8 protein-coding genes are annotated in these 13,676 nt (G+C 71.5%); 5 read left to right on the top strand and 3 right to left on the bottom strand.

Annotated features, from left to right (window positions below; genetic code table 11):
• Window positions 1-463 precede the first annotated feature (463 nt).
• From BGM09_RS06700 to BGM09_RS06715, 4 genes are all read left to right on the top strand, one after another.
• Window positions 464-2,134, top strand: coding sequence for a cellulase family glycosylhydrolase (locus BGM09_RS06700; protein ID WP_411158266.1), 1,671 nt, complete (start codon window positions 464-466; stop codon window positions 2,132-2,134).
• Between the two features lie 279 nt (window positions 2,135-2,413).
• Entirely contained in the window at window positions 2,414-4,120 is a 1,707-nt protein-coding gene (locus BGM09_RS06705) for an MFS transporter (RefSeq protein WP_188280503.1), read from the top strand.
• 199 nt (window positions 4,121-4,319) lie between these two features.
• Entirely contained in the window at window positions 4,320-5,366 is a 1,047-nt protein-coding gene (locus tag BGM09_RS06710) for a helix-turn-helix transcriptional regulator (RefSeq protein WP_188280504.1), read from the top strand.
• Between the two features lie 168 nt (window positions 5,367-5,534).
• Window positions 5,535-9,716, top strand: coding sequence for a carboxypeptidase regulatory-like domain-containing protein (locus BGM09_RS06715; RefSeq protein ID WP_223186433.1), 4,182 nt, complete (start codon window positions 5,535-5,537; stop codon window positions 9,714-9,716).
• A 75-nt stretch (window positions 9,717-9,791) separates the two neighbouring features.
• Here the strand turns inward: BGM09_RS06715 and BGM09_RS06720 are convergent, their stop codons facing one another.
• The 3 genes from BGM09_RS06720 to BGM09_RS06730 all read right to left on the bottom strand — a co-directional run bounded on the left by BGM09_RS06720 (window position 9,792) and on the right by BGM09_RS06730 (window position 12,100).
• Window positions 9,792-10,451: an alpha-ketoglutarate-dependent dioxygenase AlkB family protein gene (locus tag BGM09_RS06720; RefSeq protein ID WP_188280506.1), complete on the bottom strand. Its 660-nt coding sequence runs from the start codon at window positions 10,449-10,451 to the stop codon at window positions 9,792-9,794.
• Window positions 10,448-11,149 carry a FadR/GntR family transcriptional regulator gene (locus BGM09_RS06725; RefSeq protein WP_188280507.1) on the bottom strand — a complete coding sequence of 234 codons (702 nt, stop codon included), beginning with the start codon at window positions 11,147-11,149 and terminating at the stop codon, window positions 10,448-10,450. The genes BGM09_RS06720 and BGM09_RS06725 overlap by 4 nt, the downstream gene beginning before the upstream one ends.
• A 156-nt stretch (window positions 11,150-11,305) precedes the next feature.
• On the bottom strand, window positions 11,306-12,100 hold the full coding sequence (locus BGM09_RS06730; RefSeq protein WP_188280508.1) for a polysaccharide deacetylase family protein: 795 nt from the start codon (window positions 12,098-12,100) through the stop codon (window positions 11,306-11,308).
• A gap of 430 nt (window positions 12,101-12,530) precedes the next feature.
• On the opposite strand from BGM09_RS06730, the gene BGM09_RS06735 reads away from it, so the two are divergent.
• Window positions 12,531-13,676 (top strand): ATP-binding protein (locus BGM09_RS06735; protein ID WP_188280509.1); only part of this gene is annotated, 1,146 nt, incomplete at its 3' end.

Consider the following 13,676-nt stretch of genomic DNA (forward strand, 5'->3'; position numbering starts at 1 on the left):
GTCTGCTGGTCCGTCGCCCGTCCCACCGGTCGGTCTGCCATGGGCGTGCTCCGCTCTCTCGGTGCTGTGCCGTACTGCGTGGTTCGCGCTCCGCCCGGACTGTTCCCCCAGGCTTAGTTAGGTAAGCCTAACTGATTACGGGCCAGGTGTCGGCGACCCCGCTCCCGTAACGCCCTGACCCCGCTCCGGCCTCCGCTCCAGCCTCCGTTCCGGCACCTCTTCGGCACCGCCCCGACTCCGTCCCGCCCCGCTTCACTACTTGAAGCCGGTGTTTCCTCTTGACGCCACTCGCGTGTCCTCGCTTCCATACGGTTACGAATGGGAGCGCTCCCACCAGGCTTCCGCCGCCGACCCCCACCACGAACTGAAGCGTTCCGTCCCCCCACCGAGAGGAATCGCCACCGTGGTCCCCTTTCCGGGCTCGCTGAGCCCCCAGAGAAAACCGAACAGGCTGCGGGTCTTTCTGGCCGCCGCCGTCGCGGCGGCGCTGCTCGCGCTGCTCTCCCTCGCCGGGCAGACGCACGCCACGGCCGCGGGCGCGCCCGCGGCTCCGGCGGCGGCCGAGGCCGCCACCGGCTACTGGCACACCAGCGGACGCCAGATCCTGGACTCCACGGGCAAGTCGGTCCGCATCGCGGGCGTCAACTGGTTCGGCTTCGAGACCAGCAACTACGTGGCCCACGGCATCTGGTCGCGCGACTACAAGAGCATGATCGACCAGATGAAGCAGCTCGGATACAACACGATCCGGCTGCCGTACAGCGACGACATCTTCAAGGGCACCGTGCCCTCCAGCATCAACTACTCCGGCGGCATGAACGCCGATCTCCAGGGCCTCAACTCGCTCGGCGTGATGGACAAGATCGTCAACTACGCCGGTTCCATCGGGCTGCGGGTCATCCTGGACCGGCACCGTCCGGACTCCGGCGGCCAGTCCGCGCTCTGGTACACCGCCGCCGTCCCCGAGTCGACCTGGATCACCAACCTCAAGGCGATGGCGACCCGTTACCTGAACAACCCGGCGGTCGTCGGCATCGACCTGCACAACGAGCCCCACGACCCGGCCTGTTGGGGGTGTGGCGACACCACGATCGACTGGCGTCTGGCGGCCGAGCGCGGCGGCAACGCCGTCCTCGGCGTCAACCCCAATCTGCTGATCTTCGTGGAGGGCGTCCAGACCTTCAACGGGACCTCCGGCTGGTGGGGCGGCAATCTGATGGGCGCGGGGCAGTACCCGGTCGAGCTGAACGTGGCGAACCGGGTGGTCTACTCGGCGCACGACTACGCGACCAGCGTCGCCCAGCAGCCGTGGTTCAGCGACCCGACCTTCCCGGCGAACATGTCGGCGATCTGGGACAAGTACTGGGGCTATCTGTTCAAGCAGAACATCGCCCCGGTCTGGGTCGGCGAGTTCGGCACCACCCTCCAGTCGACCATCGACCAGACCTGGCTGCGTACGCTGGTGGACTACCTGCGGCCGACCAGCACCTACGGCGGCGACAGCTTCAGTTGGACCTTCTGGTCGTGGAATCCCAACTCCGGTGACACCGGCGGCATTCTCAACGACGACTGGACGACGGTGAACACCGTCAAGGACGGTTACCTGGCCAGCATCAAGGCCCCCGGCTTCGGCGACTCGGGCGGCACGACCGGCGGCACCACCAACGGCGGTACGTCGAGCGGCACGTCCTCGGGCACGTCGAGCGGCACCTCCTCCGGTACGTCGTCGGGCACCTCCTCCGGCACCTCCTCCGGTACGTCGACCGGTACGACGACCGGTACGACGACCGGTACGACCTCCGGCTCCACCGGCGGTCCGACCGGCGGCAGTTCCGGCTGCGCGGCCACCTGGCACACCGACAACCAGTGGAGCGGCGGCTTCACCGCCACGGTGACCGTGGCCAACTCCGGTACGGCCGCGACCAAGAGCTGGAAGGTCACCTGGACCTGGCCGGGCGGGCAGCAGGAGACCAGTGGCTGGAACGCGGACGTCCACCAGACCGGAGCGGCGGTGACCGCGGGCAGCCTCGCCTACAACGGTGCGCTCGCCCCGGCCGCCACGACCACCTTCGGCCTCCAGGGCACCTCCAGCGGAACCCTCGGCGCACCCGCGCTGACCTGCACCGCCACCTGACGCACCACCGATGTGCCGGCGCTCCCCGCGGGGCGCCACCGACCGGCGGGCCCCTCAAGGGGCCCGCCGGTCCCCGTTTGCGCGCGGGGCCGCGGCGGCCCGCCCCGGCCGCGAGGCGACGCGGAATTGACCCCGTGCAGACCCCTAGGCATACCGACTAGTCGGTACTAGCCTCTGGCCACACCTTCGGGGGCCGGCCGCACCGCACCTCCGAGGGGTCGCAGCAGTGCCGTCCCCGTGCACTCCACCCGGTCTCCAAGCATCTCCAGGAGGAGCCGTATGTCCGCCACCCCGACGCCGCTCGACGCCGACAGACCCGGGCCCGACGCCCGGTCCGCAGGCGCCCGTACCGCGCTCAGTCGGCTCTACCGCCGTGACCTGGCCGAATATCCGGCCACCGGGCGTCGTATGGCGTATCTGGCGATCGTGGTGATCACCACGGTCGTGCTGTATTACATGCTCTACATCCAGTACGCGGTCGCCACGTCGATCATCACGCACTTCGACATGACCTACCGCTACTTCGTGTGGGTCTCGGTGATCGGCAACGCGGTGGGCGCGTTCGCCTCGCTGGTGGCCGGGCTCGCCGACCGCTGGGGGCGGGCGAATCTGGTGGTCTACGGGCTGCTCGTCGCGTCGCTGCTGGTCTTCCTCGGACTGCCGAACGCGGGCGGCAAGACCACGTATCTGGTGCTGTTCGCGCTGGTCAGCTTTATCGAGGGCATCGTGCTCGTGGCCACGCCCGCGCTGATCCGCGACTTCTCGCCGCAGGTCGGGCGGGCCACCGCGATGGGCGCCTGGACGATGGGGCCGGTGATCGGCAGCCTCGTCGTCACCACCGTCACCAGCAACACCCTGGACACGTCGAGCTGGCAGGACGAGCTGCGCTACTCCGGCGTCTCCGGTCTGGTGGTCTTCGTGATCGCGATCGTCGCGCTGCGCGAGCTGTCCCCCGGGCTGCGCGACCAGATCATGGTGACGCTGCGGGACCGCGCGCTGGTCGAGGCGCGCGCCAAGGGCATCGACCCGCAGGCCGCCCGGCGCGGCGAGTGGCGGCAGATGCTCCGGCTCGACGTGGCGGGCTCCGCGCTGGCGATCTCGCTCTTCCTGTTGCTGTACTTCGCGGCCGTCGGCAACTTCGTCGTCTACTTCGCGACCACCTACGGTTACACCGAGCAGCGGGCCAACGCGGTCGCGAACTGGTACTGGGCGGCGAACGCCATCGCCCTGGTGGTGGTCGGCGTGATCTCCGACCGGCTCAAGGTGCGCAAGCCGTTCATGATCGCGGGTGCGGTCGGCTCCATCGTCGTGACCGCGATCTTCGCCTCCCGCGCCACCCATCCCACCACCGGCTACTACACCTTCGCGTGGCTGTTCATCGGGATCGGCGTCTTCAGCGGCATCGCCTACGGGCCGTGGATGGCGAGCTTCACCGAGACCGTCGAGAAGCACAATCCGGCGGCCACCGCGACGGGCCTGGCGGTGTGGGGCTGGACGATCAGGATCGTGGTCGCGGTCTCGGCGGCCTTCATCCCGGTGCTGGTCACCTCCGTCACCCCGCTGGTCGACCACGGCACCGAGGTCACCGTCGCGCAGAAGCAGGCGGCGCCCGCGCTCGCCGTCGTCGACGCCCATCCCCAGCTCTTCGCGGAACTGGGCAAGTACCCGCCGGGCAAGGCGCCCGCGGCCCTCACCCAACAGGCGGTCCAGGAGGTCGGCCCCGCCGACCTCGCCGTGGTCCAGAAGGCGCAGCCGCAGTTGGCGGTGCTCACCAAGTACGGCGCCAAGGTGCAGAAGGCCGCGCACGACGGGCCCGGCCAGTGGCGTACCTGGTGGTGGATCTGCGTCGGCGGCCAAGTCCTCTTCCTGCCGTTCGTGTTCGTGATGGCCGGGCGCTGGAGTCCCAAGCGGGCCAAACAGGACGCCGACGAACACCAGGCGGCGGTGGACCGCGAGATGGCGGCGCTCGCGGCGGAACCCGCCTGAGGCCGCGACACGGCAAACCCTCGAAATCGCCCGCAGTGCACAGGAAATGACACAGCGTCAGTCATGTGAGGGTAACGGCCCGGTCATGGGCCCGTCAGGTGCCTCGGCGCCCGGCGGGCCCATGACCGATGTGCGACGGCTATGGCGCGCCTGTGTGAATCGCCGGTCTCGGCGGCCCGTGAGGGCTACAGTCCCGATCATGAGCGAACGTCCGTTTGAGGCTCTGGGGTTGAGTGCCGACGCGGACCGGGCCTACCCGTTGCTGGTGGCCACGCGGGGAGTGGCCGATGCGGAACTGGCTCGGCAGATGGGGGTGTCGAGGGCGCGGGCGGAGGAAGTCTGCGGGGAGTTGGCCGGGCGCGGCCTGGCGGAGCTCGGGCGCGACGGGCGCTGGTATCCGGTGCCGCCGCAGAGCACGCTGCTGCCGCTGGTGTCCCGCGCCCAGGAGCAGTTGCGGCGCGGCCGGGAACTGCTGGACCGGCTGGGCGTGGAGTACCAGCGGGTGCACGAGGGCCACCGGGCGGAGGAGATCGTCCGGGTGGTCGAGGGCCAGGCCGCCATCGGCCGCTGGGCGGAACAGCTCCACGCCTCGGCCGTCTCCGAGTTGATGGCCTTCGTCCGTACCGACAAGGACACCGCGGACGACGCCGTCCCCGACCCGCTGGCCTGCGGCTCGGCCACCGTGTCCGGGGTACGCCGCCGGGTGGTCTTCGAGCGGGCGGGCCTGGAGTCGATGGGCCTGGACTCGCTGGCCGCGCTCGACCCGCCGGGCACCCGGCAGCAGGCGTTCGTACGGGTCACCGACCGGCTGCCGGTGCGGCTGTGCGTCGCCGACCGCTCGCTGGCGCTGCTGCCGCTGCCCGCCGACGCGCGGCCACCGGATCCGGTGATGCTGGTGATCCGGCCGAGCGGACTGCTCGACGCGCTGGTCACGCTCTTCGAGTCGGTGTGGGCGGACGCCGTGCCGCTCGGCCGCCCCGACGCCAGACCCTCGCCGGCCCGCGCCGACGCGGGACCGGCCCGCAGCGCCGTCCAACTGCGCATCCTGGCCATGCTGGTGAGCGGCAGCACGGACGCGGCGATGGCCCGCGCCCTGGGCGTCGCGGTGCGGACCGTGCAGCGGCACATCGCGGCGATGCAGCGGGACGCCGGAGTCGACAACCGTATACGGCTGGTCTGGCACGCGGCCCGGCACGGCTGGCTGGACGACGGATACGGACGCGGTGAGGTTGTGCCGTCTGGTTGACGTGAACGCGACGTGGAGTTCCGGTGTGGGTGATGTCAGGTATCCGACAATCACTTCGGGTTCCAGTGGTGCGTGTGAGGCACAGGTATACGCCAGCGGTTCGATCGGACCGCAACCGGCCACGACCTCGTCATGGCACGGTCCCCTCCGGCATCACGGAGTCCCGCCTTGCGCATATTTCCCAGACGGAGCGGAGGTCGGCGCGCCGCTACCGCGGTAGCCGCCCTCGCGTCGGCCACCATCGCCCTGCTCGGTCTCCAACTGCCCGCCGCGGCAACGGCGTCCGCCGCACCCTCCTCCCGGCCCGATGTCGTACGGCAGTGCGGCGACGCCCAGCCGGGTCAATTCCGCTGCTTCGCGCTGCGCCGCACCGACGTGGCCGCGCACAAGGGCATCCAGCCGCTCGCCGCCACCCCGGCCGGCTTCGGTGCCACCGACCTCCAGGACGCGTACAACCTGCCCGCCGACGGCGGCGCGGGCCAGACCATCGCCATCGTGGACGCCTACGACGACCCCACCGCCGAGGCGGACCTGGCGATCTACCGGGCGCAGTACGGCCTGCCCGAGTGCACCACCGCCAACGGCTGCTTCCAGAAGGTCAGTCAGCGCGGCGGCACCGACTACCCGTCACCCGACCCCGACTGGGCGGGCGAGATCTCGCTCGACGTCGACATGGTCTCGGCAGCCGCTCCCAACGCCCACATCCTGCTCGTCGAGGCCGACTCGGCGAACTTCGCGGACCTGGGCGCCGCGGTGGACGAGGCGGTCGCGCTCGGCGCGAAGTACGTCTCCAACTCCTACGGGACCGGCTACAGCAGTACACCCGGCAGTGGCGAGGACCCGTCCGAGACCACGGACATGGACCCGTACTACAACCACCCGGGTGTCGCGGTGGTCGCCTCCTCCGGCGACGACGGCTTCGGCGTCAGCTACCCGGCGGCCTCGCAGTACGTGACCTCCGTCGGCGGCACCGCGCTCGCCAAGGACACCGGCAGCAGCCGCGGTTGGACCGAGTCCGTATGGAACAACGCGTACGGCGGCCCCGGTTCGGGATGCTCGCTCTACGAGCCCAAGCCGGCCTTCCAGACCAACGGCTTCTGTGACAAGCGCTCCGTCGCCGACGTCTCCGCGGTCGCCGACCCGGTCACCGGCGTCTCCGTCTACCAGGGCTACGGCGGCAACGGCTGGGCGGTCTACGGCGGCACCAGCGCCTCCTCGCCGCTGATCGCGGGCGTGTACGCGTCGGCCGGCACCCCGGCCGCGGGCACGTACCCGAACTCCTACCCGTACGCGCAGGCCGGCGCCCTCAACGACGTCACCGTGGGCAACAACGGCACCTGCTCGCCCACCCAGCAGTGCACCGCGGGCCCCGGCTACGACGGCCCGACCGGCCTCGGCACCCCGAACGGCCTGGCGGCCTTCCGCAGCGGCCCGCACGGCGTGCTCACCGGCAAGGTCACCGACCACGCCACCGGGGCGGCCCTCGCGGGCGCCAAGGTGACCGCGGGCGACTACAGCGCCACCTCCGACGCGACCGGCGCCTACAAGCTGGACGTCCCGCCGGGCAGTTACGACCTGACCGCCGCCGCCTACGGCTACGCGAGCAAGACCGCGTCCGCCGTCGAACTGGCCGACGGCGCCACCGTCACCACCTCCTTCGCCCTGGACGCGGTGGCCAAGCAGGCCGTCGCGGGCAAGGTCACCGACGGCTCGGGCCACGGCTGGCCGCTGTACGCGAAGATCACCGTCGACGGTGTCCCCGGCGCGCCGGTCTACACCGACCCCGTCACCGGTGACTACTCGCTGACGCTCCCTCAGAGCAGCGCGTACACCCTGCACATCAGCGCCAACTACCCCGGCTACAAGACGGTCGACAAGAGCCTCCAGATCGGCACCGCCGACCAGACGCTCAACGTCCCCGTACCCGTCGACCCGTCGTCCGACCAGGCGCCCGGCTACGCGGTGCACCTGACCGGCAGCAGCGAGGCGTTCACCTCCACCACCGGACCCCCGGCGGGCTGGTCGGTGACCAACGCGGACGCCACCAACGGCGGTTGGGTCTTCAACGACCCCGGCGCCCGCGGCAACAGGACCGGCGGCAGCGGCGGTTTCGCCAACATCGACAGTGACAACATCGGCCAGGGTCTCAGCCAGGACAGCTCGCTGCTGTCCCCGTCCTACGACCTTACCGACGTCGCCGCCCCGGTGCTCGGCTTCGACACCGACTACAAGGCGTTCAGCAACTCCACCGCGGACGTGGACGTCTCGACCGACGGCGGCGCCACCTGGACCACCGTCTGGCACAAGACGACCACCTCGGTGGCCGGTCCCACGCACGTCGAACTCCCGCTGGCCGACTACGCGGGCAAGAGCGACGTACGGCTGCGCTTCCACTACAAGGGCAACTGGGCCTACTGGTGGCAGCTCGACAACGTTTTCGTCGGCAAGCGGACCTACGACCCGGTCAGCGGCGGCCTGATCGTCGGCAACGTGACCGACAGCAACACCAAGGCGGGCGTCAACGGCGCCACCGTCACCAGCACCGACGCGCCCGACGACCACACCACCACCAACGCCACGCCCGACGACCCGAACCTGGGCGACGGCTTCTTCTGGATGTTCTCGCACCTCACCGGCAAGCACCCGGTCACGGCCACCGCGTCGAAGTACACCTCGGCGACCGCGACCGTGAACATCCCCAGGGACGGCGTCGGTTCGCACAACCTCGCCCTCAAGGCGGGCCAGATCAAGGTCACCCCGGCGAGCATCAGCAAGACCGTCGCCTGGGGCAAGAGCGCCAGCCAGGTCGTGACGGTGAAGAACACCGGTAACGCCCCGGCCACCGTCACCCTCGGCGAGACGCCGGGCGGAGTCGTCCTCCAGAAGGCCGGCGGCGCCCCGCTCAACCTCGTCAAGGGCCACTACTCGCCGCTGTCGCTCACCACGCACGGCGCGAGCGCCAAGAAGGGCGCGCTGTCGCCCGGCGGCAAGGCCACCACCGACGCCTCCGCCAACGCGCAGGGCGCGGCGGGCGACGCCTGGCAGACCATCCCCGACCTGCCCGTATCCACCGGTGACAACGCGGTGGTCGTGCACAACGGGACCGTCTACTCGGCGTTCGGCTTCACCGGCGTGGCCGACACCAGCGACCTGTACGCGTACAGCGCGGACAGCGGCGCCTGGACGAAGCTCGCCTCCGCCGCCGACACCCGTGAGGCCCCGGTCCACGGCGTGATCGGCGACAAGTTCTACGCGGCCGGCGGCTGGGGCGCCAGCGGCAACCCGGACGCCAAGCTGGAAATCTACGACATCGCCTCCAACACCTGGAGCACCGGGGCCAATTCGCCCAAGCCGTACGCGGGCGCGGGCAGCGCGGTGCTCAACGGCAAGCTGTACTCGGTCGGCGGCTGCACCGCCACCGCGTGCGGCACCGCCGACGTCACCTTCTACGACCCGGCGTCCAACACGTGGGCAAACGCCGCCGCCTACCCGGAGCCCGTCTCCTGGGAGTCCTGCGGCGCGATCACCGGCAAGCTGTACTGCTCCGGCGGCACCACGGACGCGGGCAGCACCACGCACGCGTACGTCTACGACCCCGCCGCCGACGCCTGGTCGCCGATCGCGGACCAGCCGACCGACGCGTGGGGCGCCACGTACACCTCGGCCAACGGCGTGCTGCTGGTCAAGGGCGGTGCCATCAACGCGGGCGCCGCGCTGACCAACCAGACGTGGGCCTACCAGCCCACGGACAACACCTGGACGGCGCTGCCCAACGCCAACGCCTCGCTCTACCGCGGCAGCGGCGGCGCCGGCTTCTACTCGGTCGGCGGCCTGGCGGGCCAGACCCCGGCCAAGAACGCGGAAGTGCTCCCCGGCTACGACCAGCCCGACGTCACCGACGTCACCTGGCTGTCGGAGAGCGCCACGTCCGTCACCGTCGCACCCGGTGCCAGCACCACGCTGACCGTCACCCTGGACGCGTCCGTCCCCGAGATCACCCAGCCGGGCACGTACTCGGCCTCGATCGGCCTGGCCAGTGACACGCCGTACAGCATCGCCCCGATCCCCGTGTCGCTGACGGTCAAGCCGCCCGCCACCTGGGGCAAGATCACCGGCACCGTCAGCGGCGGCGGATCGCCGCTGTCCGGGGCCACCGTCCAGATCAACACCTGGGCGACGCACTACACGCTGAAGACCGCCCCCGACGGCACGTACGCCCTGTGGCTGGACGTCCGCAACAACCCGCTCCAGCTCATCGTGGCCAAGGACGGCTGGCAGCCGACCGTGGCCACCGTGAAGATCACGAAGGGAGCGACCGTCACCAGCAACTTCACCCTGCTCAAGGACTGATCGGGACTCCTTGGCAGCAGCGCGCCCCCGTCGCCGGTTCCGACCGGCGGCGGGGGCGCCGCCGTGCGAGGGGCGTCAGTCGGTGAGACCGGTGACGCGCAGCGTCAGATTGAGGCGTCCGCCGCTCAGCCCGACGGCCGGATCGCCGGTGCCCGGCAGGACTTTGGGCACCCCGTGGAAGGCGTAGCGCGACGGGCCGCCGAAGACGAAGAGGTCACCGGAGGCCAACTCCACGTCGGTGTACGGCTTTCCGCGCGTCTCGGTGTTGCCGAAGCGGAAGACGCAGGCGTCGCCGATGCTCAACGACACCACCGGGGCACCGGACTTCTCGTCCTTGTCCTGATGCATGCCCATCGTGGCGCCCTCGCCGTAGAAGTTCACCAGCACCGTGTCCGGCGCGTACGCGGCCCCCGCTGCCTCGTCCTCGTACGCGTCCGCCACCGCCCTGCGGCCCAACTCGCCCAGCCGCTCGGGGAATTCGGCGACCCGGGCGCCGTTCACGTCGTGCGCGATCCGCGAGTACGCGTACGGGCGCCAGTGCCAGCCCAGGCACATCGTGTGCACCGACATGACGCCACCGCGCGGCAGCCGGGTGCGCCGCATCGGCACCGGGCCGCGCGCCCACGCGCGGCACGCCGCCACCAACTCGGCCTGTTCCTCCGGGGAGAGCCAGCCGGGCACGTGGACGGCGCCGGGCGCGGGCTGCGAGCGCGGCCGGGGGATGAGCGCGTTCACGCCGCGCTCCTGGCCCGCGCCTCGCGCAACAGACGGGCGATGACGTCGAGTTCGGCCGCCACCAGGCGCTCGGCCGTGTCCGCGTCGCCGTCGAGCACCGCCGCGACCAGCGCCTCATGACCGGCCGGGCCCACGGTCCCCAGGGCCGGCAGGGCCTGTCGCAGCGCGGGCGCGAACTCGGCGAACAGATCGGTGAGTACGGGATTGCCGGCCGCGGCCACCAGCGCCGCGTGCAGCGCGAGGTCGGCGTCCACGCGGGCCGCCGGATCGGCGGCGGCCTCCGGCCGGGCGGCGCAAGCGATGGCCGTGAGCGCCGAGGTCAGCGTTTCTTGGAGAGCCGTCGTGTCCTCGTCGGTACGGCGCCGCGCCGCCAGCCGTACGGCCCGCGTCTCCAGCAGCGCGCGCACCTCGTGGACATCCGTCGCCGCCGCCCTGCCGAGCTTGGCCGACCACTCCTCGACCGGTTCCGTGGCGATGACGAACACCCCGGCGCCCTGCCGGGTCCGCAGCAGCCCGGCACCCGCCAGGGCGCGTACCGCCTCGCGGACCGTGGACCGGCCGACACCGAGCGACGCGGCGAGCGCCGTCTCGCCCGGCAGCCTCGCGCCCACCGGCCAGCGCCCCTCGGCGATCTGCTCCCGCAGGTGCTGCGCGGCCTGCTCGACGAGCGGGCTCGGGCGCGGTGATCCGACGGTCATCGGCGTCTCACCTCGCAGGTCTCAGGTTCTCTGAGGAGTCGTCCCAAGATCAGTTTACTCGGGGCCACCGGGACGGCGACCCGGGCGGGGCGGTGTCCGAGAAAGGGGGGCTCGACGCACGGGCCCGACGCACGGGGCCGGTGGGCGGGAGGGGTCTCAGGGCTTGTAGATCTTCCCCGGCTCCGGCTTGGCGGGGGCCATCAGCTCCGGCACGGTCACCAAGGTGTAGCCCTCGGCGCGCAGGGAGTCGATGATCCCCGGCACCGCGGGCACCGTGCCCTTGTAGAGGTCGTGCAGCAGGATGATCCCGTCCCGGTGCGCGTCCTTGAGGATGCGCTTGTGGATCAGCGCGGAGTCGGTGGTCGCGTAGTCGCTCGCCGTGTCGTTCCACAGCACCAGTGACAGGCCCAACTCCTTGGAGATCTTGGCGACTTCCTTGTTGGTACGGCCCTGCGGCGGGCGCATCAGCGTTGGCCGCTCGCCGGTCAGCTTCTCGACCGCCGTGTTGAGCCGGTCCAACTCGGTGCGGATCTCGGCCGGTTCGAGGTCGGTCAGCCTGCGGTGGGTCCAGGTGTGGTTGCCCAGCACATTCCCGTTCCGCCCCATCTGCGCGACCAGGTCCGGGTACTTGTCCACGTGGTTGTGGCCCAGGAGGAAGAAGGTGACCCGCACCTTCTTCTCGTCGAGGACTTTCAGCAGCGCGGGGGTGTGCTCACTGGGACCCGCGTCGAAGGTCAGCGCGATGCACTTGGCCTCGCGGCAGTCGACGGCTCCGGCGGGCAGCGCCGCGGCGGACGGGTCGGCCCCGGCCTTCTTCGCCGCCGCGTTCCGCGCGCTGCGCGGGGACTGCGTGTCGTAGGTGGTGCACCCGCTCAGCGCCGTCGCCAGCGCCACCGCCGCCACCGCGGCTCCGGCGCACCGGCGTCGTATGGCTGAGGGCGTTCCTGGCATGGCGGGTCCTCCGGGTCTGTGCGTGAGCGCGCCGCGCGGTGGCTCGGAACGGCGCCGCGCGGCGGTGTACGGCTGTTCGGCACGGGGCCTTCGCCCGGCCCGCCGCGCGGGCTCGCCGGGTGACATCCGTGCGAAGTCTGTATGTCCGCTCTGTGTCTGCTGAGCGGACGGAAGCTCACCCTACACACCCGCTATGCACGGCATGTATAGCGGGGTGTTTCGGCCACGCCGCAGGTGGGACAGGGGTGCCCCGGTGCATGGATGTCCGTCGTGTCGACACTTCGGGCAGAACCGGTCGCCCTCGGGCCATATCGAAAAGGATCTTCGCGCAAAACAGCGCGCGACCGATCGGTTCCAGTGTGTACTGGGCACGGCCCGCTCCCGGGCGGCCCGCCGTCCCGCCGTTCCCTGATCTCCCGAGGCCGATTCGATGATCGAGATACCGGACCTGGCCGTCGTCGGCCTGGCCGCCGGGACCGTGTCCGCCTTAGCGCTCGGCGGCGGCCTGCTGCGCTCCTTACGGCACAGGGCCCGGCAGCGCGCGGAGATCGCCGGACTGCGGTCCCGGCTCGACGAGGCGCGGCGGGAGAGCGAGCGGGTCACCACGGCCGTCGCCGCCGAGATCGCCCACCTGGCCGCCGCACGCATCCCCGCCGAGGCCACCCGCGCGGCCCACCCGCACGTCCGCGTGCCGGGACCGCTGCACCCCGAACCCCTGCCCGCAGGACTCCCGGCCACCGACATCGAATCCGCCCTGGGTGACGTCCTCACCGCCGTCCTCGCCGCGACCGCCCAGGAGCGCAAGCGGGTCGACGCCGCCGCCCGCGCGGGCATGCGCGGCGCCACCCGCGACATCCAGGCCGGGCTCTACCGCCTCCAGGACGTCCTGCGCGGGCTTCAACAGCGCTACGACGAGCCCGAGTTGGCCCAGACGCTGTTCGCCCTCGACCACGAGAACGAGCAGTCGCTGCGCCGCGCCCAGGTGACGGCCGTGGTGTGCGGGGCCTGGGTCGGCCTGGCCCGCGAGGAGTCGCACCTGGTCGAGGCGGTGACCGGCGGCCAGTCCCGGCTCGTCGGCTACCACCGCGTCCGGGTCAACAACCACCTCGAACCCGGTACGGCGCTGGTCTCGCACGCCGTCGAGCCCGTCGCCATCATCGTGGCCGAACTCCTGGACAACGCGCTGCGGCACTCCGCGCCCGACACCGCCGTGGTGGTCAACCTCGAAGCCGTCCACCACGGTGTCTCCGTCACCGTGGACGACTCCGGCGTCGGCATGGCCGCCGACGAGCGGGCGTACGCGCGGAAGATGGTCGCGGGCACCGACCCGATCCTGCTCTCCGACCTCGGCGACCCGCCGCGCATGGGCCTGGCCGCGATCGGCCAGCTCACCCGGCGCTTCGACCTGTCCGTCGACCTGTCGTCGCCTTCGCCCTACGGTGGCGTCCGGGCCGTGCTGCTGGTCAGGAAGCACCTGCTCAGCCATATCGACCCGGTCGAGCGGCCGCCCGCCGCCAGCACCCCGCGCTCCACCCGCCCGGCCGCCGCGGACGACGGCGCGCCCGACACCGCCCAC

Origin of the sequence: Streptomyces sp. CBMA29 (assembly GCF_014596445.1) — a bacterium.
In the GTDB taxonomy this organism is placed as follows: Bacteria; Actinomycetota; Actinomycetes; order Streptomycetales; family Streptomycetaceae; genus Actinacidiphila.